The organism is Thalassoroseus sp. (genome assembly GCF_984380535.1).
The window spans coordinates 1-25,700 of sequence record NZ_CFHRBF010000027.1 but is presented as its reverse complement, the minus strand read 5'-3'; the positions used below and the strand labels follow the sequence as shown (position 1 = coordinate 25,700).

Below are 25,700 nucleotides of genomic sequence, written 5' to 3'. Positions count from 1 at the left end.
TGATTCCTAACTAGTTCGCGGCCAAGTCGAGACACAAAAACTCTTTGTCATTGCGAAGATAGACTTTGCGGTTGGCCCATGCGGGAGGTGACCAGACGACGTCTCTTCCAAAGGCGTTGTTGGTGGGCTCGATGACTTTGACGCGGTCAATTTCTTCGTAGCCTTTGGGGGAGAGTTTGGCGATGAGTAGTTCGCCATGTTCGTTGAACATCCAGAATCGTTCACCGTTTTTGACGATAAACGCCGTTGCGGAGTTCGAGGGGCGTTCCGTGTTGACCGGCTTCCCGGACTGCCACAGCCGCTCGCCGGTTTTCAGCTCCACGCCGTACATCAGACCATTTTGATCGAAGCCGTAGAGTGTTCCGTCTTGCAAAAACGGTTGCACGTTGACTGGTGAAATGGCTTTCTTTGAGCGATCTCGCCAGAGCGTTTTTGCAGCGGGCTTGTCTTGGTCGAGTTCAATCAGGATGTTGGTGTTCGAGAAGCTGCCAGCAAACAGTAGATTGTCTTCATGGACCGGCGTCATGATAGCTGCACCGTTAGTCGCTTCGTAAGGCACTGACCAGTACAACTTCCCGGATTCGGGATCGACAGACGCGACTGCGGACGGGTGGAACAGAATGAGTTGTCGAACGCCACCGGCTTCGATGATAGACGGTGGCACATAGCCTGTTTCTAGTGTTCGAAGCGCTCGCCAGATTTCATCGCCCGTATCCTTGTCGAACGCCACCGCATGAGCGTCGCGGCCGCCAACGATACAAATCAGTCTATCGCCATCGATTAACGGATGAGCCGCGAATCCCCACAGCGGTGTTTTGGCTTGATAGTCACTCGGAAAATTCTTGGACCACTCGACGTTCCCGGTTTGCGTATCCAAACACAACAGATCGCCTTCGGCTCCGAGCGTATAAACTTTTCCTTCGTGAACGGTCGGCGTGCAACGCGGACCGGCAGGATAGGAAATGCGATACCGCACCGGGTATTCGTGTTTCCAGATTTCTTTCCCGGTCGCTTCATCCAAGCACAAGACACGCTCGGTTCCGGAAAACTGCTTACGATCGAAGTTGTCAACTTTGACGTTCTCTTTCGTCACATAATCGGTGAGGTAAACCCGGCCGTCGGCAACCGCCGGTCCCGAGTACCCACCAGCCACCGGAACCCGCCACACCACGCGAGGACCGTCGTCAGGAAACGCTTCCAGAATCCCCTCGTCCCGCCAAACATTATCACGCTTCGGCCCCATCCACTGCGGCCAATCGTCCGCGAAGAGACTGGTCGTCATGAATACCACGAAGAACATCGGCAGTAATTGTTGCAAACACATGGAAGGACTTTCGCGATCAACGTTGAATACGAGTTGGACTGGGCTCAACGTACCGTCAACAAGTGTCAATTCCAACTTCGCAGGGTCGCCTGACCTAACTTGCGAAGCGATATGTTTGGCTCGTTCTTCGTTGTCTCAAACCAGTGCACGATAGGACTCTTCATCGTGGATCACCAATTCGCCGCCTTCGATTTCACACATCCAACTTAAGTAAGGATAGAAACGATCAGCCCAATCTCGACTATCGAACAGTGCAAAGATTCCTGGATCATCAGTGTATTGCACCAGCCGAACTCGCTCGGGAGCTGAAATGTGCACTTCCCGACCATCCGGATAGATTCTCGTTGTCTTGGAGGTTGAGTTTAGAATTTCAGCCACGAGTTTTGGAACACGCTGTGAGTGTTCCTCGATCAACTCAAAGAATCGATCGAATGCTTCTTGCTCGGAATTCGTCGTTGCGACAATCATGTTGCACCAGCCCGACGTCGACTCTTTGAAGTGGGTTCGGTAAGCCACCCAGTCGTGAAAATCGGGTGGGATTGTTAGGCCTAGTCGATTGTCCTCAATCTGATGGAGACGACAAGCCATTTCGAACCCATGGAGATAACTTTGAAATGACCGAAGCGATTTGTCGCCGATGTACATTGCAGGCCGCAAACGAATTGCTTCGATCAATGATTTCGGTTCGGTCATGACATCCTACTACCGGGCTTAGCTTGCGAGGCAAGAACGAGTCTTAACGTGCACGTCAAACACCAGATGACATCCATTCGGCCGCGTCTGTTCGGCTACGAATTAAGTGCTCGCCCTTCGGGCATGCTTAAGGAATTCCTCGATTGTTGGTGAAGGGCCGGGTCCCAGATTGCAATTTGCGCCTTCTGCTAAAATCTGCCGAAATGTTGTTTGGCCGCCCATCGGAGACTGACCGAGAATGTAGTAAACTGGCTCGCCATCTCCATAGAGGATTAGCGAAAAGTAAGGAGCAAGCACGATTTTCGTGTCCGACCGTAAGAGGGCCATCGGATCGTCTACATCCAGTTCGACCGGTTGCGGTGTTGGATACTCAAGAAGCAAATATTGTCGGGTTTCGTCGAATCCCCCAGAGTGCCAGTGATACAGTTTCGCAGATTCGATTTGCGGTTCGATCCCGCGGGCCTTACATGCCATTGCGTAGAAAAATGGTCCGGCAAATCTCTTGTCTTGGCAGTGCTCAACAAGTCGCGAAACGTCGTTAAAAATGATGTCGGGCAGTAGGAAGTAAGCAATATCGTAGGGTGTCTGCTCTAGCGGAAATTCAATGTCCGCACGTTCCTTTTTCCCACGTAAGAAGTCGAAGAGCGCCATAACGATTCCGGTCCTGATCTCGAAGTTTGTAAGCTTGCTTTCCACGACGGACGGAGACTCCACCAGTGTGGGCAAATTCACGTGAGTCCTCAACCGAACAGATAACATTTGAACATACCCCAAGAACCTCGTCTTGTCAGAAATCCGCGCGCTAAGTACAACTTGCGGTTCTGACCCATTGATTATATTTCCGCCTATTCTGCGAGCCGGCACGGATGCTGAATCGTTTGCGACAATGGCTTTGCCCTGATCTCGCCATCGACCTGGGTACCGCAAATACCCTAGTTGCGGTGCAAGGGTATGGTGTGTTGGTGAACGAACCATCGGTGGTCGCGTTGCAAAAGGGAAGTCGGCGGGTTTTGGGTAAAGGAACGGCGGTGGGGAAGTTGGCCAAGCAGATGCTTGGTCGCACGCCGGATTCTATCACCGCGATTCGCCCGCTCCGCGATGGTGTGATCACCGACTTTGAACTCTGCGAGGCGATGCTGCGGTACTTTATTCAGAAAGCCCGCAAGAACAGCCGGGGTCTGCGTCCACGGGTGGTGATCGCTGTGCCGGGGGGGATTACACCGGTCGAAAAGCGAGCGGTGTTCAACAGTGCCGAACGGGCGGGAGCCGGTCGTGTGTGGCTGGTTGAAGAAGCCAAAGCCGCCGGGATTGGGGCGGGTTTGCCGATCTCCGAACCGATGGCGAGCATGGTCTGCGACATCGGCGGTGGCACAACGGAAGTCGCGATTTTCAGCCTGGCGGATATTGCATCGTCCCGCTCGATTCGTGTCGGCGGCGACGAACTCGACCAAGCGATTATCGACTACTTGAAACAACACTTCTCGCTGAGAATTGGTGATCAAACCGCGGAACAAGTAAAGATCGCCATCGGGAGTGCGTATCCGCTGGATCAAGAATTGACGGCGGAAGTCAATGGGTTGGATACGATCAGCGGTGTGCCTCGGAAGGCCATCGTGACGAGCGAGGAAATTCGCGAAGCTCTGCAAGACCCGATTGAAGCGATTCTGGGCTGCGTGAAATCGACCATCGAAAGTTGTCACCCGGAACTCGTTGCGGACTTGGCCGACAATGGGCTGATCCTCACCGGTGGCGGGGCACTCTTGCGAAATCTGGACCAATTCCTGTGGGAACGGCTGGGCATTCCGGTGCGAGCGGCGGACGACCCACTCACCACGGTCGCCCGAGGAACGGCCATCTGTCTAGACCACTTCTCACAATGGCGAGACAGCTTAGATTCCGGCGACCGCGATGTGTAAGCAGTTGGCCAATAGGATTTCGGGGTTAGAAATTCGGATTGAGCCGGAAACCAGGGCGGACGATGGTTGTTCCCCAAAACCCTAGCCCCTCATTTCTAACCCTCAAGAGATCGGAGACGTGACCGATGAAAACGGAACTGCGAATCGTCGTGCTGCTCACGATCGTCGCAGTGGGGCTATTGGTAGCTCCGGAATCGTGGTGTCACGCGCTTCGGCAATCGACTTATGATGCGTTGGAACCGGGACTGCAGGTGTCTCGCTCGACTCGGGAAACCGTCAATGCATGGATCGAGAATTGGCAGCGGCCTAGTGGTATAGATCCGAGAGTCGAAGAACTCACTGCTGAAGCCCGACATTGGCAGGAACAAAGTCGTCGTTGGCAAGCCGAAGCCGCTCAGTTGCACGAGCAATTAAAGCTCACCCAAACTCGAGGCGTGGCTCCATGGCCGGTGGCCGAGGCGGAACCGCTGTTCGTGCCCGAGGTCATTTCCGCGAACGTGCTCAGTCGTGAATCCGGGACTTTGTGGAAGTCTGCCACCTTGGTCAATCTAGGCCGGACTCACGGATTGATCGGCGACGAAATCGTGTTGGCGGATGATTCGACGATCATCGATCAAGGAAAAGATTCCGGCGTGCAGGTTGGTCGGGCGGTGTTTGCAGGACGGTGTGTCGTCGGCCGGTTGATGGAAGTCGGCCAATCCGTGAGTGTCGTGCAACGGGTGACCGATGCGGAATATCGCGGACTCGCCCGCATCGTCCGACGCACAACCGACGGTTTCGTCTATGGAGCCGAAGGAATTCTTGCGGGCACGGGTAACAACACCTGCACGTTGCAGCATGTTCCCGCCACGGAACCTGTGAGCGTGGGTGACGAAGTCTTTTCTGCCAATCTCGATGAAACCGGCGGACAGCCGATGTATTACGGGCAAATCGTCAAGGCCGAGTTATCCGCGGACCGGCAAACCTGGGATATCCAGGTGCAACCGGGAACGAGGACTGAATCGTGTAGCCAAGTTACAGTCCTTCGCGAGAAACCAAATCCGCTTCGAACCGCGTCGGCCGAAAAGTAAGCCGAATCACTTGTCCGCAGGAACTGATCCTAGCTCGAAAGAGCCCAGCAGAACAATCTTTCGACTGGCAAAATCGAAATGCAGCATCTTGGATTTTTACTTCTGATCTATACCGCCTTGGTCTGCCAAGTGTCGGGTGTGTTCACCGGTCCGGTCGGTCCGCACTACCTTTTGCTGACGGTGGTCACAGCCGGTCTGACACTTCGTGGTTGGACGGCTTATGTGTGGGCGGCGATCGCAGGACTCCTCAGTGATAGTCTCGTCGGCGGTCCGCTAGGTGTGGACATGCTGGTTGCGGTTTGGACGGTCTTCGGTCTTCGACGATGGCACGCTACACAGTCGCAACGAGAATTCACGCGAGGTGTCATGTCAACGACGAGTGCAGCGGCGGTCGCGATCTTTGTCGCATTGTTCTGCTCGCAAACCGCACGGTTACTCATCACCGGACAGCAATCCGATCATGCGCAAGTTGTGTTAGCGGTCACCGCGACCGGCTTCTGCACATTGGCCGTCGTAATGGTCTTTCTCTGGGGCCAGTCACTCATTCGGCGATTGGTGGTTCAACAACCGACTCGTGAGGTTTGACGGTGCTGAACCAACCACGGAGCCTGTTCGACGATGCCACCGGTCCCGCGACGGAATCGAGTTGGCAAGTCGATGCTCGTCCGATCGGGCGGCTCTACTGGCTCTTCGCAGCGTTCTTGATTCCGATTTTGCTGATCATCACGCGGCTTGCCTATTTGCAATTCGCCATCGGAGCCGACTTCGTCGCGAAGTTCACACACACCACCGAATCCTTTGAAGATATCCCCACATCCGATGGGCGAATCCTGACCAGCGACGGACAAGTACTCGCTGAAGACACCTTTAGCCTCAGCTTGCACGTGCATTACCGCTGGTTGGAAGAACCCGCGAACGATTCGTGGCTGAGGCAGCAGGCACTCGATCGTTTGGACCGTTTGGCACGCCGCGATCCGATCCAAGTCGAAGAGGCGAAACGACAAGTCCTGGCGGAGCGGGAAGAACTTTGGCAACGCATCTCAGCGGAAACCGGCACCCCGCTCGACGAACTCACACGTCGACGAAGTTCTATTCAAACGCGGGTCGAACGCATTGCAAATCATGTGCGTGAAAACCAAGAGCGGAGAGACGGCCCTACCCCACCGAAAGCGGAAGTGTCAGCGAACAGTTCCTGGTGGCAGCGGGTCCTATCGCAAGTCTGGAATGAACTTACGACCGCACCCTCTCGGGATTTACGGGGGCCAATCGTCATCCGTGAGGAATTGGACTATCACCCGCTTTTGGATTCGATCACCCTCTACACGGCGGCCAAAATTGAATCCAACCCCGATCAATTCCCCGGATTGTTGGTGCAACGCACAAGTGCCCGCCACTATCGTGACAGTTCACTCGCTCCGCATGTGATTGGCGTGCGGACGAAAATTCAGGGCGACGAAATCCGACAACGAGCAGAGCAATTTCCGGACGGCGATCCGCTGGCGTATCGGGAAAATAATCGTGTTGGGCGAAATGGCATTGAACGACATCGCGAACTCGTTTTGCATGGTATGCCGGGACGTAAGCGGATTGTGAAGAATCGACAGGGCGAAATCATCGCTACGGAGATCGAACGGCATCCGCGTCCCGGCCAAGATGTCACACTGACGCTACACGCCCCGCTTCAACGCCAACTTCAAACCCTGCTCGCCGACACGCTCACTTCAGAAACGCGGGAAGACGCCGATCCCGCCGCTGGTGCCGCGATTGTCGTGATGGATGTCCGCACGGGTGCGGTCGTCGCCGCTGTATCGGCACCGGACTACGATTTGCAAGATTTGATTTCCCCCGACGCCGACCGTTGGCAGAAACTCTCGAACGATCCCCGACGTCCGTTCTTCGACCGTGTGACGAACATGGCCATCGCCCCCGGTTCGGTGTTTAAGACAGTCACCTCCATCGCATTGCTCGAAAGCGGGCAAATCGATCCCGATGCCCCGTTCTACTGCCAAGGTTTTTTAGACAGCCCGGCGAGTCATCGGTGTTATATCTACCGGCATTACGGAGTCGGTCACAATCACATCGGCCTGGCGGACGCGATCGCGCAATCGTGTAACGTCTACTTCTTCCACGGAGCGAGGACCATCGGCGCGGACCCGATCGTGGATTGGGCGGATCGATTCGGTTTTGGACGCCGAACGGGAATCGATCTTCCCGGTGAATCGGCCGGACATGTGCCGTCACCCTCCGACGAAGGTGCGTGGTACGGCGGCGACACGCTCGGTTTGGCCATTGGTCAAAGTCGATTGGCAGTTACGCCGTTGCAAATCACCCGCATGATGGCTGCGGTCGCTAACGATGGACGACTCGTCACCCCGCATTTCGTCGAACGCATTGGCGACAGCTTCACCACGGAGGAAAGCCCGACCGAGCCAATCTCCGGTCTCACCCCGGACACGCTCGCTCGTATCCGTGAAGGCTTGGAACGCGTCGTCGCACATCCAAGCGGAACGGGGTACAAATCGGTGCGGTCGAAACTAGTGCGGATCGCCGGCAAAACCGGAACCGCGGAAGTCGGCGGCAAACAAGATCACGCTTGGTTCTCTGGCTATGCCCCCGCCGAAAGTCCCCGCTACGCCTTCACTGTGATCCTTGAACACGCCGGCAGCGGCGGAACAACCGCCGGCCCCGTCGCTAAACAAACGGTCGAAACGATGGTCGAACTCGGTTTGATTCACTCGCAAGAGAAATAGTCGCGACAGGTCATCACGACCAAGGTCTATGCCCGTCACTAGCGACCTTCCTAACTGAAGAAACTTTACTCACGATCGCTCATCAGTTTTCGATATTCATCTTCGGTGATGATATCGGTGAGGTATTGATACGAGAGGACATAGCGTTGAATGCGAGCGGTGTCCCGGTCGATTTTGTGGGGCCGTAGCATGACGCGGGCGAGTGTCGAGTTGTCTCGCAGGTCGGAGAGTTTAACTTGCCGAGCGATCGGGTTGGATTTCAAAGCGATGACGTACTCGGAATACGACTGATCCGACTCATGCGTTACGAGCGCTAACGCTTCGACGATTTCGTCTCGAAAACCTTCGGCTCGAATTTCGTCTAGGGTTATCGGCGTGTCTTCGACGACATCGTGCAGCACCGCGACAATTTGAGCCGCCTCCCCTTCCACACCCATCATGACTCGCAAGGGGTGCAAGAGATAAGGCATGCCGTTCTTGTCTTTTGTCCCTGCGTGCGCTCTCGCGGCAATCTCAACCGCCTTCTCGATTGTGGCCACACTTATTCTCCTTGGTTCGTTTTTCCCCCATTATCGCAGATGTCGTGTCCCTGACTCAATCCGACGTCTTTGACGGCTTCGAAAACTTTTTGAATTCACGATTGACTCTCCCGTTAGGGGAGGCCGTATGCTTGTCGCAACGAAGCAGGTTCAACAGTTTCCCCTTGAGGTCGTGCGCGTGTATAGCATTGGCGAGTTCTCTAAGATCACCGGGCTGACGGTCAAAACGCTCCGATTCTACCATGATCAGGGCATTCTAGAACCGTCGCATGTCGATTCACACAGTGGCTATCGTTACTACGACACCAGCAAAGTCGAAATAGCCCACGTCATCGCCGAGTTACGCAAGCTCGATTTTCCCATTGCAGATATTGCGGAAATTTTAAGCAGCTACGAAGACGAATCAGATATCCTCAGTTTTCTCCAACGACAGCGTCACAGCATTCAAGAAAAACTGCGATCTTATCAAGAGATCGATGCCGTGCTCGATCAAATCATTACTAAAGAAAACGAAGCGAGGCAAACCATGCAGACGACGAGTTTTGAGATTGAAGAAAAAGACGTTGCTAGTATGTTGATTGCGTGCGTTCGAATGAAAGGCAAGTACAGCGATTGTGGTCAAGGGTTCTCACAAATCGGACGCAAGTTTGGACGCCACATCAACGGCAAACCATTCTTGCTACACTACGACAGTGAATACAAAGAAGAAGACGCCGATTTTGAAGTTTGCATGCCGATCCGCAAAGGCGAATCCAAGGATGGCATCACCGTTCGCGAACTCGCCGGTGGGCGATGTGTGTCACTCATCCATCGCGGACCCTACGACTCACTCGGCAGATCTTACGCGAAGATTCTCGACTATCTACAAGAACACAACTACAGCACCGAGTTACCGACGCGAGAAGTCTATATCAAAGGTCCTGGTATGATCTTCAAAGGCAACCCGAAGAAGTATCTCACTGAAATTCAGTTTATGATTGGATAACTAGTCCTTAGTGGATCTCATCATGAGTTGGCATCCGTGCCAAAACACTTAGCGACGAATATCTTCAGATTGCGATTGATATCCAAGTCTATTTCGACAGCCGATCAATTAAGTAGACGGTTGACGATTTATACTTCTCGTGTTTTTGACCGGGATGCACGAGCACGACATCAACACCGGCTTCTTCAAGACGTTCAGCAAGCTTGACGCCCATGATGCCGGAGTGTGTCGGGTCTTTGGGCGACGCCCCAACAACAGGAACTTCGCCGCCGTAGAAAAGAGCAATCGGTGGATCATCTTTCGAAACGTGTTCGATCGGCGAATACTCTTTGATCCAAGGCAGTACTTTCTCGCGGTTTTCGATGAGGCTATCAATGTTCGGTAGTCCGAATGCATGTGCTCCGTAACGATAGTTCGGCATCCACTCACGAAGTTCCTTAGGGTCTAGTGAAACCTGTGCCCCATTGACGGCGGCGCAATACAAGCGGGTCGACTCGCGGGCAATCGGATCGTCGCTGTCGGGATCGGCTAAGTCATCGTGAAATGCTAGCCAGAGCGATGAACATGCACCGGCCGATCCGCCAGTGGCACCGATGCGGGTTTTGTCCAAGTTCCACTCTTTGGCCTTCGAACGCACAAACTGCAACGCGCGGGCCGCATCACTCAATGGAGCTTTAACCGGCGGAACCACCTCCTCCTGAACGGCGTTTTGCACATAGCGGTAGTTGATTGCGACGACCGATATACCGTTGTCCAAGAAGGCTTTCGGATTCGTTTTCTTATCGCCACCACGCCAGCCGCCGCCATGAATATAGAATACAACTGGCGTGGGTTGATCTGATTTCGCGGGATAGAAATCCATCACCTGTCGCGGGTGTGTTCCATAAGGAACGTTCTTGAGAGTCGTCAGTTCCTCAGCGAGACTTTGTGTTGCGGCCAAAGTAAGTAGCAACGCAGCTAACAGCAATTTCATCGACAGTTCCAACTTTGAAAGAGACATCAAACTTGCGAGCCAGCAGTGACTCATGGGAGTTCTCAAGATTATGCAATGATGACAGTCGAATTCCTAGTGTGGTCGACTTCCGAGCGAAGTGACCTCTGTTGCAAAAGTTGGAAAGCAACAGCATTTTCGCGTCCCATCACGACCTCATATCGAGTGACAGCTCACCACCACTGCATCGAATACTCATGAAACCGCCAAAGTGCAGCACCGCGTCGCGATTGAGGTGTGAAAGGTTCCCAGAGAGCTTTTGTCTCTAGCAATCGATCGTAAAGACATTGCTCTGCCCCCTGACAGGCAGTCCAGTGCTGTGGAAGTGACATGGTGTCAGCGGTCGCATTGTAATCGAACCATTCGATGGCGGTTCTCGCGTAAAGAGCACGAACTCCGTCTCGAATGATCGGGTCCTCACATTGCAACAATGGCGAGATCGCACAAAGCGCACTCGCATCGAGCGGATGCTCACTAATTTGTACTGAAGGTGCGGGATGTCCTGCCAGTACCCAACGTGTATTGGCAGTATGAACTAGTAAATCGACCGGCAACACTAGATAGAACCAGACGAAGAAACACACAGTCAAAGCCTGCCGCCTGACGAGCCAAAGAAAACTATGGTTCTTCGTAACCTTTCGCAAGACAAGTAGAAATCCGACGATGACCGAACAGATTCCGAGAAGCCCGACAACACGCATTCGCGTCATGCCATTAAACTGAATATAGATTCCCAGCCGATTGAAAACTGCTAATGCGAGCAATCCATTCTCAGCAGACCATAACCACCCCCAGCTACGCAACGTCGGACAGCGGGGGTCGCGAAGAACTTGGCCGCGGAAGATTACTGAAAGCACGACTGTCGACAGTGCCAACGCAACCGTCAACCACGCTGCCCCCTGGTGAGCATAACCAGAGTAGTAAAACCCTTCCGGAAACTCCCGAAACCATAACGTCTTGAACTCGAAGACGAGATACGCCGCAAAGAGAATCACAACTGCTAGCAAACTATTGCGGTATGCCGAGTAGTATTGACTTTGCGATTGTTCATGCGTCTGGGTTTTCGCGTGATCTGATAAATCAGCGTTTTCGTCGTCTAGAATCTCCGTCACTGTGAGCGCGACTGGCAACGGTCGCCAGATTCCGATAGTGACCCAAGCCACTGCGATCCAGAACAGCACTTGCAGCGGTTGTGGCAGAAAATCGGTGAAGGAATCGCCAAACCACTCGACAAACCGAGCCACCTTCTCGCCGATCAGATTGGCCAAGTCGGGGTTGGCCATCACGAAAATCGTACCGAATACGCACACGATACCGATGGGCATTGCCACACCGAGAATCGCCGATTGTGAAACGCTTGAGTTTGGTTTTCCGAAACGTGGCCGGTATTGAAGGAGTCCAAGCAACCCGGCTGGCAGTATTTGCAGACAAAATTGACAGACCTGAGCGAAGAACGGAACGATTCCCGCCAAGGCCATTCCCACGCCCACGACCAACCCGCAACTCATCAGCACCAATCCCACGGACCCCAACCACGCAAGACGTATCGCCGCAATCAGTAGCAATGTGGTCGCGATGAGAAAATCCAAACCGAATCGTGGACGTGGCGAACCGCCAGCCAACAGGAAGGGTATCGCCGCGAACAAGACCGCCCACCCCGAAAAACCGGATCCGTGATACACCGTGACATCGGCCAGTCCGATTGTGAGCAGCAAGATCAGCCATTCCCGCGAACGGACCGGAGCGTCATTCCACCACGGTCTGGCGTTTTGATCTTGCGAGCGATTGTGATCCGAATCGGTCATGCTTTCCCTCCTGCCCTCAATGTGAATTCACTTCACCGTCAAAAAGGACTGAATGCGCTCGATTTTTTCGACTCGAATTTGGTGAGAGTTGCCGCCTCCGATTACGGCAGACATGCACACAAACTCATCACAGCGATCCACTTCGGGCGACTGCCGATCGAAAACATGGAAATTATCTGGCCTATAAGTCCGTGTAACTCACTATCTTACAGGATTTTAGACTTGTTTGCCCAAAACATCCGTGTACATTGATGGGTATGGCATTTGCCTTGCTACTTCGACAGAGTGAACTCTCTTTCTTCTAGAATGCATCGGAATTCTCATGCAAATCTCTCAGCGTTATCGGCGTCGTGGATTCACTCTTATTGAACTTTTGGTCGTGATCGCGATCATCGCGATCCTGATTGCGTTACTTCTTCCCGCCGTTCAGCAGGCTCGGGAAGCAGCTCGTCGCACCCAATGTCGGAACAATTTGAAACAAATCGGACTGGCGTTGCACAACTATCATGACACCTCTCGACGGTTTCCCCCGGCGGGTGTTGGCTATGGTTGGTGCAGTGTCAGCAGTTCCAACCCTGGCGATCAGTATATCACAAATGCCAGTGGCATGTCGTTTTTGCTGCCCTTCCTTGAGCAAAACAACCTCAGCGAGCAGATCAACAGCAACTCAGCTCACCAGGGTTTGAGCACTGGCTGTTGCTGCAGCTACGCCGGAAATACCGACGGAACAGTAGCGGGTGCCCCATCGGATAACGCAGCAGCAATGACCGTCTTGATCGATGCGTTTATCTGCCCCTCAGATGCGGGTCGCACGCACTTGGGGACAGGAACCTGTTATGGCGTCCCATCCGGAAAAGGCGGCGCCAAAACATGTTACGACTTCATCGCAGCCCGTGGAGTCCTGGGAAACTGCACTTATTGGGAGGATGCGGGCGTCAATCGCTACATGTTCGGTCATAATAGTACGACACGCGTGGCGGACGTGAGTGACGGGACGACGAACACATTGATGGTCGGCGAAACCACGCTGGAAGTTGCCAACGGAGAGGCCAACCCTTGGGGATATCGCGGATGGGTCCAAACCGGTGTCGATCCGAACGGCGGACTCAACGTGTGGGACATCCCCAGCGGTTCTACCACTCCCACGCGAGGCAATCTCAACAGTTGGGGCCAGGCTGGCAGCTTGCATCCCGGTGGTGCCCACTTCGCAATGGGGGACGGTTCGGTCCGCTTCCTTTCCGAAAGCGTCAGCAACACGGTTTTGCTCCAACTTGCCCGGATGGGGGATGGATCAGTCGTCGAAGTTCCATAATCCCCCGCGAGACCGTGGGAACATCTTGACTTCAAATCACCCTGAGTTTGCCAACACATGCAAACCTTCAGGGTGATCCTTTTGACAATCGACTCGACGTGGACAATCCCGAATCATGAAATACTTGGTGTCTTTGACAATCTGTACCGTCTGGCTGTTGGGTTGCGGCTCTTCCGATGAAGGCCCAGAGGTGTTCCCCGTCACGGGAACGGTCACACTCAACTCGGAACCCCTCGCGGATGCCGATGTCACGTTCTACCCCACCGGAGACACTCTCGGTGCAGGGGGATTTGGCCGAACCGATGCCGAGGGCAAGTTCGAGCTACAATACAATCGAGGCGGCATGGGTGCGCCGGCCGGGGTCTACCGCGTCCAGGTGAGCCGACGACTGATGCCCGATGGCTCACCAGTCCCTGCGGATGACGACACGCCGCCCATTGAATCCCCAGCCACCGAAACGCTGCCTTGGATTTTCAGTGATCCTGATAACAGCCGACTGAAAGCGACCGTTACTTCGACGGCAACGCCGATTGCCCTTGATCTAACAACCAAGCGAAAATAAAGACCGCCCCACCGTAATGGGGCGGTCTTTTTCGATGATCGGTGTAGAAGCAAGGGGTCGGTTTAACGGCCCGTCATTACAACGGCCGGGTCACCGACGATTCGGAATTGTCGTCGCGCCATTTCGTTTCCGCCGGTGCTCAGCACGACGTCGTAGTTTCCTGCGGGGTAAGCGAACTGCACGGGAAAGAGGAAGTGTGCACGAAATCGTTCGCGTTCCATGGTGACGTGAACTCGTTCCACCGCTCGGCCGAACTCATCTTCGATCGTACAGGTCAACGCCATATCACCATGGGGCGGAATGAAGTTCGCCTGAGCGATCAGTTTATCGCCGTGGCGGAACTCTTGCTTCTGAGCAAGCAAATGCTCGCCCACAATTTGTTCTCCCAAATCGAATGAGTAAACCTTGTCCTGCGGACGAATAGGCTCGCTCGGAGCAATCATCCGACGAACAATTTGAGGATCCAATTCTGCCAATTTCCGTGGACCGTCCGGCCCGCGTTTTTGATATGGATCCAACCAGTGTTCCGCGACCAACCCGACACATGCCAACACGACCAATGCCCCGACCCATGCGGTTCGGCCTTGCCAAACTCGCCGAGAAACTTCTTCTTCAGTCCGCGACCAGACGGGCTTCGCGACGGACCGTTTCGCGAACATTCCCAATCGCCGCCGAACTCGACGCAACCAAGCCGCTGCACGACGAACTTCGGCTTCGTTGAAGAAACTCAGGTAAACCGTGATGCACACGAGCGGAAAAACGTGCAGTCCCAACAGGAAGTACGTCATCAGATGGAAGATCACGCCCAAGCTCAGCATGACAAAACGACTGATCCCACGCCATGCGATAAACAGGAACGTGCCTTCCCAGGTGATCGCGACGTATCCCGAGATGACCACCATCAGCGGAAATTCGGCCATCCAATCACCCAGCGGATGCTGATGATTGATGTAAGTTCGCATCCATTGAATCATTTGGTCGCCGCTGAAGAATGCCGGTGTATGGATCTTCGTGGCAGCCGCTCCGAAGTAGACAATTCCGATCATCAGTTGCATCAGCCGACGCGGCCAAACTGCCGATCGTGGTTGATCCAAACCGTCAATTCCAGGGCAATTCGATCGACGACGGCGTTTCAACCAAGCATCGACCGACCAAACCGCACCGCACTCCGAAAAACTCAGCAACAACAAGACATGGGTCGCCACCACAGAATATTTCGTGATCGTGCTGATCGAGTCGCACAAGTTGAGATACGTGAACAATACCGTCGCAGTGATGAGTGACGCTCGCGTGCACCAACCGATCGCCGCCGTCAGGAACGAAACGATCATCGTCGAGTGCATCAACACAACGACGGCACCTGGCAGGATCGGCAACATTTCGTAGTGACTGTAGGAATCCCACAGCGGTGCCGGTGCCCCATCCAGCGAGTAGAGTTCTCGCGCGTGCGGCCAACGTGGTAACAGCGGAACCATCAACACCAACGGCATGATGATCCGAATCAACGCCAAGCTAAACGGAACTTCCTCGGCGTAGAAAAAGTTGTTGATGCGATCACGAAGCTTCGGCTTCTTCTCTAACGGTTCATACATCATAGCTTGGGCATCCTGCATCAAGCGGGGGTCATCAGGTGGAAGTCAAAACAATACGGGGACACGGGGCTCGCCAATGCTCGACAGAGTCGTTCGCGATGATCTGTGCGACGCAACGACCAACTACTGTCGCAGCGAGAAGTCCCACGGAGCGGATGAAGAAGGTGTCGGCTCGCTCACCGTATAGTTCGCCGGCGAGACCACAAACGAGCGATCCTTCTGAAAATCTTGTCGAAGACGAGGATTTGACGACATCACCAATGCATGCTGATGGTTCAGCCAGTTGGCATTCTGGGTCAGCACGGTGCCTTCGTTATCGAACGCAAATCGTAGATGGTAGTAACTGTAGCGTTCCTTCGGGTCTTCGAAATGTCGCTGCCAGATGGGGTCGGGCATGTTGTATTTCTTGGCCCACAATTCCTCGATCACCAAGATCCGCGTGATCGGTTCATGCTCGGTGTGCTTCAGCGTGTTCTGAGCGATGGTGTAACAATGATGATGCCAAGGATCGTAGTCCTCGCGAGGCAAATCGCCATACGGGTGATACTGTCCCCACGGAGTCGGCGTGATCGCGTAATAGGTGCCACTCTCGCCTTCGGCAATGACATGCGTGCGAGCCGACCAAGCCGACCAACCGCAAAACATATCCCACACCACGTAGTACATCGCGGGGTGCACGGAAACACCAACCCCCAACGTGTGCGACACAATCCCCCACCCCAAACACGAGAGGTAAGCGACAATCGTGAAATGGCAGAGCCAACGCTTCATCACAGGCACCTTCCTTGGTGGACCGTCAATGGAACAACTTCGGTGAATGAAGTCATCAGGAACAAAAATGGAGCGAGCTCAATCAATCCGCCCCAAAATCAACGCTCGAACAAGTCCCTGAACAAACTCCCCCCGGCATCCAACCTGGGTTCACTTGAGAGAAATCCGAGCGAATTCTCAAAATTTCCGGAAATCGGTCAAGACCGATTGTCAATTCTGGACATTCTTGTCGAATATCAAAAAGCTGTCCGCAGCGGAGCGTTCCTTGTTGAGGCGTTACATCGCGTGCCAGGCACCCGCTATCGACATGCCATCATCACCCTTCTGTCTCACCGTCTGAGTGTCTAGCATCCCATGGATCGTGACGTCAGAATGGGATCTGCCCACGCTCTTTGCGTATCAACTCTTTCAGACTCGCTCAGCCGGGTCCCAACAAGGACGCCTATCGTGAACCGACGAGCTTTCATCAAGACGGCAACCGCGGCTTGCCTACTGCAACCGTTGACTTCGGGACCGGCAACGACCAACGCCGCTGAAAACACCGAGTCCAAGGGGCAACGTGATCAGCGATTCGCGATCTCTACCTACTCGTTCTGGCAGTTTCGTCATCAAGAACTTCGGGATATCGAACAGTGCATCGACCGCTCTTCCGAGATGGGATTCGATGGCGTGGAGATTCTGCATCGACAAATGACGAACGAGTCCAACGCGTACCTGCAACGCCTCAAGCGTCGCGCGTTCGTGAATGCCATCGACTTGTGTGGCTTCTCCACACACCAAGGGTTTCTCCGGCCTGAACCCGAGTATCGTACGAAGAATGTCGAACACACGATCCATTGTATTGAACTTTGTTACCAACTCGGCATTCCTACGATGCGCGTCAACACCGGGACATGGGGAACTAGTAAAGACTTTGACGACCTTATGAAGAACCGCGGCATCGAACCGCCTATCGAAGGCTATACCGATGAAGACGGATTCAAATGGGTCATCGATGGCTTAGAACGCTGTCTCAAAGCGGCCGAGCGTTGCGGTGTGGTTCTTGGACTAGAAAACCATTGGGGACTCGGCCGCACTCCAGAAGGTGTGATGAAAGTTGTCGACGCCATTGATTCACCATGGTTGCAAGTCACCATGGACACTGGCAACTTCTTAGAAGACCCTTATGATCGCCTGGAAACACTAGCTCCCAAAACAGTCCTAGTCCAAGCAAAAACTTACTACGGCGGCGGTCTGTGGTATCAACTCGATCTCGACTATCCCCGCATCGCCACGATGCTAGAGAAACACAACTACAAAGGCTATGTTTCCTTAGAGTTCGAAGGTAAAGAGAACCCACTAACCGGCATTCCCAAGAGCCTACAAATGCTCAAACAGGCCTTTGATAACCGCGTCTAGCATTTTACGAACATAGATCAAAGCCGCTCAATTAAGCTTTGCAAGGATTGCACCGAACTGCAATTGACATTTCGACTTATGAGTCTACCTATGAAGCATGTTGCGATTTCCATCGTTCTCCTATTGCTGACTTCAACCACTAATGCCCAGAACCGCAAACAGCCGGAACTGTTTGAAGTCCCTGCAATTCAATCGTCGTGGGATGACCTCACCGACGGCATTAAAACGCGTGAGGATTGGGAGAAGCGACAAGAGATTCTTAGACAGCGATATCTCGATCTCATCCGCGATGAATTCAAACCCGAGAAACCGCCGCTCGACTTGAAAGTCCATGAAGATGTCGAAGTTGAAGGAGTCTATCGTCGTCAATTGATTAGTTATGCGGTTGAGTCCGACGAACGCGCGTATGCCTATTTAGGCTTTCCGCTAGACATCAAAGACAAAGCACCGGCAATCGTGGCATTACATGGCACTTATGAGAAAGGTAAGCAACGCGTTGCGGGACTCGTCGACAATCCTGACAAAGCTTATCTCGACCATCTCTGTCGACGAGGCTATGTCGTCATCGCCCCCGAACATTTTGTTTCTGGGCATCGCACACCGACTCAAGGCGCCTATGAGACCGGCGAGTTTCACAAGAAGCACCCCAATTGGACAGCCGTCGGAAAGTTTACCTATGAGCATTCGATTGCCATTGATGTGTTAGAGACTCTCGACAATGTCGACACCGAGAACATTGGAGTCTTAGGCCATTCATTAGGTGGTCATGGATCAATTTTCTTAGCCGCGTATGATCAACGCATCAAAGCAGCAGCTTGTAACTGCGGTGCGTCTTTCTTCCGACATAACCCTAGTGTGCTTTCGTGGTCTCGCGATCGTTGGTACGTCTACTTTAAACCCATCCGCGAAGGACTATTAAAACAAGAGATGCCGCCGATTGATTTTCACGAGATTATCGCGTTAATAGCACCTCGCGCTTTTCTGGATCTCTCTGGTCTCAATGACGGTCATGGCCCAACTCAACGCCAACGTGTTTTGATGCTCACAAAGATCATGGAAGTTTACGAACTCGAAGAAGCGCCACAGAACTTCGCTTTCTACGTTCACGGCCGAGGCCACTCCGTCGCCCACGAATCCCGCCAACTCATCTACGGCTGGATGGACACTCACCTCAAACCGGCGGAAGCCACGAAGACGCGACTCGTCACTGATGACAAGTAATGGTTCCCGCTATTCCGATGGAGTTCGACGTTTCGAACACAGCAAAACGGTCCAGAAAACCCCAATTCCTGTCGCGATTGCAATCCATCCGCGTGGGCCGAACACGACCGTGGCGTTGAAGACGAGGAAGGCGAACACAGATTGGGTGAGGATGTAGAGCCAACGGCGTTTGGGGTGTGCTGTGGGGTCGGTTCGCCACCATGCGATGCAATCGAGAATCCAGGCGAGGGTGAATGCGTAGTTGACCCAGAGTCCGCCGCCCCAATGCCAACCGGTGACGGCGGCGGTTTGATTGGCGGTGTGTTCATACGCAGCGGTGTGACTCCAATCGTGATAGAACTCGAACGCACATGCCACATGAATCAGGTACCAAATACACCCGATTGTCCATAGGCTTCGCTTCCACTTCGCAGCGGTTTCTGATCGCTGACCGACGATGTCCAAGGTCACGCGGCCCAAGTAGCACGCCATCGCAATGCGAACCGTCCAACGGGTAAGGAGTTCGCCGATCATATCGGCGTGCTCTGTTGGCTGAATCTCGGAAGACTTGCGAATTGTGCGAGAGTTGCCATGATATCCGGCGTTAACTGTTTAAGACTTGAAGCGCCCTTCCAACCGACTGGCTACGGACCACCGTCATGACCGATATTCACACGCTGACCCGAGAACTGCAACGCAAGAACGATTCGAAAATCGTGCTGTTGGTCGCGGATGGTCTGGGCGGATTGCCTTTGGAACCGGGCGGCAAGACCGAACTCGAAACCGCGAATACACCTAATCTCGACGCATTGGCTGCTCGCGGCGTGAGCGGGCTCAGCACCCCCGTGTTGCCGGGGATTGCACCGGGAAGCGGTCCGGGGCACCTGGGTTTGTTTGGTTATGATCCGCTGCAATACCAAATCGGCCGGGGTGTACTCGAAGCACTCGGGATTGATTTCGACCTCGGCCCGAACGACGTCGCCATCCGCGGGAACTTTTGCACACTCGACGATGCCGGCAACATTACCGATCGCCGAGCCGGGCGAATCGCCAGCGACATCGGTGCGAAACTCTGCGAAAAGTTAGACACGATCACCATTCCTGGCGTGGAAGTGTTCGTGAAACCGGTCAAGGAGTATCGGTTAGTCATCGTCTTCCGTGCGGAAGGACTTGGCGGGAGTCTCGCCGACACCGACCCGCAACGCACCGGTATTCCGCCACTCGATCCCCAGGCGAACGACAGCAGCGATTCGGCGTCTTTGAAAACCGTCGAGATCGCCGGCGAGTTCCTGAAACAAGCCCGCGAGTTGTTGAAAGACGACGCACCTGCGAACTTCTTGACGCTACGGGGCATCGCCAAACGACCGCCGATTCCGACCTTCGAAGAAGTCTACGGCACCAAACCGGGGGCGATCGCGGTTTATCCGATGTATCGCGGGTTGGCTCGATTGGTCGGGATGGACGTGCTCGATGCCGGCCAGACGCTTGACGATCAGATGGCCTGTCTGAAGGCGAATTGGAACGACTACGATTTCTTCTTTGTGCACTTCAAGTACACCGACTCGACTGGTGAAGACGGCAACTTCGACGCGAAAGTGCAGCGAACCGAAGAACTCGACGCAGCGATCCCGAAAATCATGGAACTCGATCCGACGGTCTTGATCGTGACCGGCGACCATTCCACGCCTAGCAAAATGAAGAGCCACTCCGGTCATCCGGTGCCGACATTGTTGGTGGCCGACATCGCCCGGTTCGACGGGTTGACTGCGTTCGGGGAGAAAGAGTGTCTGCGGGGCGGTTTGGGACAGTTCGAAGCCAAGTACCTCATGCTGCATGCCCTCGCACACGCGGGACGGCTGGAGAAGTACGGAGCCTGATTCTCGCAGAGAAGATGGAGGATAGAGAATCGAGGATGGCAACTGAAGCATTCAATGCTAGTGGCCATCCTCAATCCGCTATCTTCCATTCACTCTGACAAATCACGCGGCTTGTCTCTTGCGGTTGACGAAGCGATCGTAGTCGGCGGGAGTGTCGATTCCGGCCGCATGGTGTAACACATTCGCGACTTGAATCGTGGCGCCCGTTTCGAGTGCCCGCAACTGCTCCAACTTTTCGAGTCGTTCGAGGGACGACGGCGGTTGTTCGGTCATCCGCATCAAGAATGCTCGACGATAGGCGTAGATCCCGAGATGCAATTTCCACGGTGAATCGGCTTTGAGCAATTCATCGTCGTCGACATCGCGGACGTAGGGAATCGGCAATCGGCTGAAATACAACGCCCGACCGTCAGCTCCGCAGACGACTTTCACACAACCGGGATCGTCACGGTCCGCCTTGTTCGTGATCGGTGTTGCCAAGGTGGCCATCTGAGCATGCGGCGAAGACTGCAACGTCTGCACGAGGATATCAATCGCCTTGGGATCAATTTCCGGTTCATCGCCTTGGATGTTGACGAGAATGTCAGCGTCCGGACGATATCGACGAGCGATTTCCGCGACGCGATCGGTTCCGCTGGGGTGATTCGACGTCAACTCGACTTGCCCGCCAAACCGCCGAACACAGGCGGAGATTTCGATGCTGTCGGTCGCCACCAACACTTCGGAAAGTGAGGATGCTCGACACGCTGCCTCCCAAGTGTACTGCAGCAAAGGCTTTCCGGTTTCGTTCAGCAGCAACTTCCTCGGCAATCGGGTCGATTGCAACCGAGCCGGAATCACGCCAATTACTCGCCCCGCCATAAGGACCTCCTTGTCCCTTCGAAGTGGCTCGCATCACGCGTGGCTAGCGAGCCAACAATGTTCACCGCGCATTACAGCCCACTGGCTTCTAGCACAACTTCGCCACCTCGCCAAGACCGTTTCTTACGAGTCGCTTGGCCCCACCGAACGGCGGGAATCACCCGGTTGGAGCGTGACAACGTTGGTCTGGAAAAACCGACAATCAGCCGTTGACTTGAGCGAATTCTGCGACCATGCGGAAATCTGGCGGTAAAATAATCTGATGAATCGTCAAATCCACACCAGGCGGCATCATCGGACTCACGGCTTGGGCTTGGAAATGCCGACGACTTAGAGACAGGGAAACCGTTTGCATGCCCGACGTGCGGCGTCCGTAAACAGGTTTTGCCTCTAACGACACGATGCCCGAGGAAACTCCATGAGCAGGAACCGCAAATTCTGTCTTCGATCGAGGCATGGAATTGCCCTGTGCGTGGCAAGTTTGCTCGTCGGGTTCACGGGATGCTCCAGCAATTTGCACGGACCTTGGCAGACGGCGTTCTCGCGGTTCTGGGGGTTCGATCGGGCATCTGCGACGTTGAAGTCCGCCCCCTATGCGATGGCGGAATCCTTCGAGTCGATGGTGGATTCGATCAACGGTGATCCAAACGCTATGGATTGCAGTCAAGATCCGTTCTTGGACATGCAACTCACGCCGAGCACGCACGCCAATCCGACGGAAAGCAGCACAGTCAGCGCGGTCTCGGACGCTTCGCAGGAACCGGTCGTGCAGACTCTGTTCCAAGAACCGCCTGTGGAGTCGAGGCCATCGACCGATTCGTCAGCGGTGCAATTGGCGCAGCATCAACAGAATGTTGGTGAGATTTCCTCGACGGAGAACAAGTTGCCCCTCATCACACCGGGCCAACCGAATTCGTCGAAAACGCCGACTTCCGGGCAGGAATCCTCGTTGGCGGAATTAAAGAACGCACTCCAAGAAGACGCTAAGACTCGCACTATCGAAAAACCGCCGGCCACCGATCCTGCATTGATCCGCAAGCGGATTGATAAAATGATGCAGATCGCAAACCACGAATCGACTCGCGGCGAATATGCCATTGCATTACGCATGGCGATGGCTGCTCAGCAGTTGGTGGATACTTCGGGTGTTTTCTTCGGCCCGGAAGAACAAAAACCAGCCGACTTGGTCGCCAATCTACGGGACCGAATCAAACGTCGTCAGCAGGTCGGTCAGGCCAAGCCAATCATCACGCAAGCAAACCCCTCTGATCTCGTCCCGACGCCAACGGAATTGGAACCGGGTACCGACAACGAATGGAAGCCGGTCGACGATGTCGCTTCGACCACCGAGACACCGGCACCAGCCGACGCTTCGCCATTCCCTCAGGAAATCGCGGAGCCAATGCTAGAAGTTGTCGAGACCGAACCGGGTTCGGAAGATCCCTTCCTCGCACCACCGACCGATCCACAAATTGCCAGTCGTGAGTTGACGCCGGGATTGCTGAAAGATGTGCCAGTCACTCAACGCGTGCAAGCGAATCAAGGGTCAATCATCGAACTGGAGACGGCTAACACACCGGATTCAGAAATTTGCGAGGCACCACCGTTCCCGTCGCAACTTCCGCTTGAAGGAAGCCCCAAGACTCCGTCGGTCTTCGATCAGGCCTCGGAATTTGCCGCTGTCGAAAAACCGACAATCGATTTCGTGCCACTGACCCCGTCGGCTCCTGAACCGCCATTGCCTTCGGAGTCGATCGACTCGCCGCGAGATTTACTCATCGATCCGTCCGCGCGACAATTAATCGGTCAAGAGCCATCCCGGAATGTGGACTGGCGTGATGACGAGAACTCAGCGACCATTAAACCGTCGCAAGCGGGAAATCCCTGGGTGTTTCCGGCTGGAATCTTGGGGACGGCGATCGTGGTCGCAAGTGTCGTCTTTATGCGAAGTCGACAGCCGCGTCGGTGAACGGATTGCAAGGACGTGGTTTGCGTGTGGCCTACAGGCGGGTTATAACGGGCGGATTCTCTCCCGGAATTTCACCCGTTGTTTGCTTGCCACTCGGATGCGCCACCGATGACGAACCCCGATGATCAATCGCCCCTCGACAGTCACGATACCCTGCCCCCTTCGCAAGACCCTGCTGTCGCAGGCGGTGTGCAGGAACCGCCACGAGAGTTTGGCGGCATTCTGAAGCAGCTCGGTCCCGGGTTGATTATTGCCGGCAGTATCGTCGGTTCAGGCGAACTTATCGCCACGACCAAGACCGGTGCTCAAGCCGGCATCACGTTGTTATGGCTGATTCTGATTGGCTGCGTGATCAAAGTGTTCGTGCAAGTCGAACTTGGCCGGTATGCGATTACGCATGGCGAAACCACACTCTCCGCCCTCGATCGCGTGCCCGGTCCGCGATTGAAAGCGAATTGGATTGTGTGGTGTTGGCTGGCGATGATGGTCTGCGGCGTCGGCCAACTCGGCGGGATTGTGGGCGGTGTCGGGCAATCGATGGCCATCGCCGTACCGCTTTCCGGTGACTATGCCAACGCGATTCAAATGCCCTCCGAGAAGGAACTGCGAAACTATCTGAAATGGCAACCAGATACGGCCGCCTTTCAGGAACTCTCCTCGGATCAGCAAGCTAGAATCCAGAACGGCCAACGCATTCAGGAGGTCCAATTCGAGGAACTGCGGGCAAGTGGTCGTCCAGTCGATGAAGCATTAACGCGAACCAAGAAACTGCTGACCGACGAAGCCGCGTTGAAAGAGAATCCCGCACTCGAACAGGACGTCAAAACGCAACGGAACGAGTTGAGAGCCCTGCTCAATCCGTCCACGAATGACGACAAATACTGGGCGGCGTTCGCGGCCTTGTTGACGGTGGCGTTGTTGTATCGTGGGAAGTATGGATTGCTGCAGAATGTGTCGTTGGTGCTGGTCGTCACGTTCACATTCATCACAATTGGCAACGTGCTGGCTCTACAGTCGACGGAAGAATTCCACATCTCGGCCGATCAATTCCTGAAGGGACTTTCGTTCCGATTGCCCGAATCGATCGGTGGCATCAATCCGCTCGTGACCGCACTGGCGACGTTTGGAATCATCGGCGTGGGAGCGACGGAACTCATCACGTACCCCTATTGGTGTCTCGAAAAAGGCTACGCGAAATTCACCGGCGAACGCACCGACGATGAAAGTTGGGCAAAGCGGGCACGCGGATGGATGCGGGTGATGCACTACGACGCGTTGCTGTCGATGGTGGTTTACACCGTCGCAACGTTGGCCTTCTTCGTGATGGGTGCCGCTGTCCTCTACAGCGAAGGACGCGATCCAGACGACATGCGAATGGTCAGCACACTTGCGACGGCTTACGTGCCGGTGTTCGGCGAGTACGCAAAGTGGCTATTCCTCGGCGGCGCGGTCGCGGTGTTGTATTCGACATTCCTCGTCGCCAACGCCGGTCACTCCCGCATGCTGACCGACGGCCTCAAAGTCTTCGGCTTGATCAACAAGCACAGCGAAACCACGCATCAAAAGAGCATTCGAAATTTCGGTATCGGTCTGCCGTTAACGTGCCTGGCGATTTACTGGGCTGGTGTGAATCCGGTAGCTGCGGTGATTCTCTCCGGCGTGGCCCAATCGTTGTTGTTGCCGATGATCGGCTTCGGCGCCCTCTACTTCCGCAAAACCGCAACCGACCCGCGTCTGAAACCCTCGCGTGCATGGGATATCGCACTCGTCGTCTCATTCTTCGGACTGCTGATCGTCGGTATCTGGGGTCTATACGGGCAGATCGAGAAGCTGTTGTAGCGTCGGGTGTGGAGGTCGAGAGACATACGTAGAGACGGGAAGAACTGCGAGATGTAGAGTGCATCGTGTAGGAAATTGCCTTTGCGAGATCGCAAATAACACACCCTATTACAGTAAAAGAAGTTGTGTGCCACTGCAGGAAATTGCATGTATTAAAGACAAGATTACGTAACATTCAATGCGGTTTGTATTTGGGTGGCATGCCCACCGTTTGGGGTGGGCATGGGCCAGCGATGTTTGAATGTC

23 protein-coding genes are annotated in these 25,700 nt (G+C 54.4%); 12 read left to right on the top strand and 11 right to left on the bottom strand.

Annotated elements, in window-relative coordinates:
• Window positions 1–10: 10 nt before the first annotated feature.
• From AC5DDB_RS27975 to AC5DDB_RS27965, 3 genes are all read right to left on the bottom strand, one after another.
• Window positions 11–1,324, bottom strand: coding sequence for a PQQ-binding-like beta-propeller repeat protein (locus tag AC5DDB_RS27975; RefSeq protein WP_491743072.1), 1,314 nt, complete (start codon window positions 1,322–1,324; stop codon window positions 11–13).
• A 135-nt stretch (window positions 1,325–1,459) separates the two neighbouring features.
• Entirely contained in the window at window positions 1,460–2,017 is a 558-nt protein-coding gene (locus AC5DDB_RS27970; protein ID WP_491743071.1) for a hypothetical protein, read from the bottom strand.
• A gap of 102 nt (window positions 2,018–2,119) precedes the next feature.
• On the bottom strand, window positions 2,120–2,668 hold the full coding sequence (locus AC5DDB_RS27965; RefSeq protein ID WP_491743070.1) for a hypothetical protein: 549 nt from the start codon (window positions 2,666–2,668) through the stop codon (window positions 2,120–2,122).
• A 215-nt stretch (window positions 2,669–2,883) separates the two neighbouring features.
• Between AC5DDB_RS27965 and AC5DDB_RS27960 the strand changes: the two genes are divergently transcribed.
• The 4 genes from AC5DDB_RS27960 to AC5DDB_RS27945 all read left to right on the top strand — a co-directional run bounded on the left by AC5DDB_RS27960 (window position 2,884) and on the right by AC5DDB_RS27945 (window position 7,753).
• Window positions 2,884–3,933, top strand: a complete 1,050-nt coding sequence (locus tag AC5DDB_RS27960) for a rod shape-determining protein (protein ID WP_491743069.1) — start codon at window positions 2,884–2,886, stop codon at window positions 3,931–3,933.
• A 125-nt stretch (window positions 3,934–4,058) separates the two neighbouring features.
• Window positions 4,059–5,003, top strand: a complete 945-nt coding sequence (gene mreC / locus AC5DDB_RS27955; RefSeq protein WP_491743068.1) for a rod shape-determining protein MreC — start codon at window positions 4,059–4,061, stop codon at window positions 5,001–5,003.
• Window positions 5,004–5,081: 78 nt separating this feature from the next.
• Window positions 5,082–5,588 (top strand): rod shape-determining protein MreD, encoded by a 507-nt coding sequence (gene mreD / locus AC5DDB_RS27950; protein ID WP_491743067.1) that lies wholly within the window; start codon window positions 5,082–5,084, stop codon window positions 5,586–5,588.
• Window positions 5,589–5,590: 2 nt separating this feature from the next.
• Window positions 5,591–7,753 carry a peptidoglycan D,D-transpeptidase FtsI family protein gene (locus AC5DDB_RS27945; protein ID WP_491743066.1) on the top strand — a complete coding sequence of 721 codons (2,163 nt, stop codon included), beginning with the start codon at window positions 5,591–5,593 and terminating at the stop codon, window positions 7,751–7,753.
• Window positions 7,754–7,818: 65 nt separating this feature from the next.
• Here AC5DDB_RS27945 and AC5DDB_RS27940 read toward each other — a convergent pair whose 3' ends face one another.
• A complete protein-coding gene (locus AC5DDB_RS27940; protein ID WP_491743065.1) occupies window positions 7,819–8,292 on the bottom strand; it encodes an HD domain-containing protein in 474 nt (157 codons plus the stop codon).
• A 127-nt stretch (window positions 8,293–8,419) separates the two neighbouring features.
• Here AC5DDB_RS27940 and AC5DDB_RS27935 point away from each other — a divergent pair, with 127 nt between their 5' ends.
• The gene (locus AC5DDB_RS27935; RefSeq protein ID WP_491743064.1) at window positions 8,420–9,277 is read left to right on the top strand and encodes a MerR family transcriptional regulator; all 858 of its coding nucleotides are present in this window, start codon (window positions 8,420–8,422) and stop codon (window positions 9,275–9,277) included.
• Window positions 9,278–9,365: 88 nt separating this feature from the next.
• Here AC5DDB_RS27935 and AC5DDB_RS27930 read toward each other — a convergent pair whose 3' ends face one another.
• The gene (locus AC5DDB_RS27930) at window positions 9,366–10,250 is read right to left on the bottom strand and encodes an alpha/beta hydrolase (protein ID WP_491743063.1); all 885 of its coding nucleotides are present in this window, start codon (window positions 10,248–10,250) and stop codon (window positions 9,366–9,368) included.
• Window positions 10,251–10,441: 191 nt separating this feature from the next.
• Window positions 10,442–12,073 carry a DUF4153 domain-containing protein gene (locus AC5DDB_RS27925; RefSeq protein WP_491743062.1) on the bottom strand — a complete coding sequence of 544 codons (1,632 nt, stop codon included), beginning with the start codon at window positions 12,071–12,073 and terminating at the stop codon, window positions 10,442–10,444.
• A gap of 322 nt (window positions 12,074–12,395) precedes the next feature.
• Here AC5DDB_RS27925 and AC5DDB_RS27920 point away from each other — a divergent pair, with 322 nt between their 5' ends.
• Both AC5DDB_RS27920 and AC5DDB_RS27915 read left to right on the top strand, forming a co-directional pair.
• Window positions 12,396–13,385, top strand: coding sequence for a DUF1559 domain-containing protein (locus tag AC5DDB_RS27920; protein WP_491743061.1), 990 nt, complete (start codon window positions 12,396–12,398; stop codon window positions 13,383–13,385).
• Between the two features lie 127 nt (window positions 13,386–13,512).
• Entirely contained in the window at window positions 13,513–13,947 is a 435-nt protein-coding gene (locus AC5DDB_RS27915) for a carboxypeptidase regulatory-like domain-containing protein (protein ID WP_491743060.1), read from the top strand.
• Window positions 13,948–14,009: 62 nt separating this feature from the next.
• Here the strand turns inward: AC5DDB_RS27915 and AC5DDB_RS27910 are convergent, their stop codons facing one another.
• Together AC5DDB_RS27910 and AC5DDB_RS27905 are read right to left on the bottom strand one after the other, a co-directional pair.
• Entirely contained in the window at window positions 14,010–15,542 is a 1,533-nt protein-coding gene (locus tag AC5DDB_RS27910; protein ID WP_491743059.1) for an HTTM domain-containing protein, read from the bottom strand.
• A 120-nt stretch (window positions 15,543–15,662) separates the two neighbouring features.
• Window positions 15,663–16,310 (bottom strand): hypothetical protein, encoded by a 648-nt coding sequence (locus AC5DDB_RS27905; RefSeq protein ID WP_491743058.1) that lies wholly within the window; start codon window positions 16,308–16,310, stop codon window positions 15,663–15,665.
• Between the two features lie 447 nt (window positions 16,311–16,757).
• On the opposite strand from AC5DDB_RS27905, the gene AC5DDB_RS27900 reads away from it, so the two are divergent.
• Complete coding sequence (locus AC5DDB_RS27900) at window positions 16,758–17,708, top strand: sugar phosphate isomerase/epimerase family protein (protein WP_491743057.1); 951 nt, start codon at window positions 16,758–16,760, stop codon at window positions 17,706–17,708.
• Window positions 17,709–17,798: 90 nt separating this feature from the next.
• Window positions 17,799–18,929 (top strand): dienelactone hydrolase family protein, encoded by a 1,131-nt coding sequence (locus AC5DDB_RS27895; protein WP_491743056.1) that lies wholly within the window; start codon window positions 17,799–17,801, stop codon window positions 18,927–18,929.
• Window positions 18,930–18,938: 9 nt separating this feature from the next.
• On the opposite strand, the gene AC5DDB_RS27890 is transcribed toward AC5DDB_RS27895, so the two are convergent.
• Window positions 18,939–19,442: a hypothetical protein gene (locus AC5DDB_RS27890; RefSeq protein WP_491743055.1), complete on the bottom strand. Its 504-nt coding sequence runs from the start codon at window positions 19,440–19,442 to the stop codon at window positions 18,939–18,941.
• 125 nt (window positions 19,443–19,567) lie between these two features.
• Here AC5DDB_RS27890 and AC5DDB_RS27885 point away from each other — a divergent pair, with 125 nt between their 5' ends.
• A complete protein-coding gene (locus tag AC5DDB_RS27885) occupies window positions 19,568–20,785 on the top strand; it encodes a 2,3-bisphosphoglycerate-independent phosphoglycerate mutase (protein ID WP_491743054.1) in 1,218 nt (405 codons plus the stop codon).
• 102 nt (window positions 20,786–20,887) lie between these two features.
• Here AC5DDB_RS27885 and kdsB read toward each other — a convergent pair whose 3' ends face one another.
• Together kdsB and AC5DDB_RS27875 are read right to left on the bottom strand one after the other, a co-directional pair.
• Window positions 20,888–21,646, bottom strand: coding sequence for a 3-deoxy-manno-octulosonate cytidylyltransferase (gene kdsB, locus AC5DDB_RS27880; protein WP_491743053.1), 759 nt, complete (start codon window positions 21,644–21,646; stop codon window positions 20,888–20,890).
• Between the two features lie 202 nt (window positions 21,647–21,848).
• Window positions 21,849–22,103 (bottom strand): hypothetical protein, encoded by a 255-nt coding sequence (locus AC5DDB_RS27875; protein ID WP_491743052.1) that lies wholly within the window; start codon window positions 22,101–22,103, stop codon window positions 21,849–21,851.
• A gap of 15 nt (window positions 22,104–22,118) precedes the next feature.
• Between AC5DDB_RS27875 and AC5DDB_RS27870 the strand changes: the two genes are divergently transcribed.
• On the top strand, window positions 22,119–23,615 hold the full coding sequence (locus AC5DDB_RS27870; protein WP_491743051.1) for a hypothetical protein: 1,497 nt from the start codon (window positions 22,119–22,121) through the stop codon (window positions 23,613–23,615).
• A 108-nt stretch (window positions 23,616–23,723) separates the two neighbouring features.
• Window positions 23,724–25,454 carry an Nramp family divalent metal transporter gene (locus tag AC5DDB_RS27865; RefSeq protein ID WP_491743050.1) on the top strand — a complete coding sequence of 577 codons (1,731 nt, stop codon included), beginning with the start codon at window positions 23,724–23,726 and terminating at the stop codon, window positions 25,452–25,454.
• Window positions 25,455–25,700 lie beyond the last annotated feature (246 nt).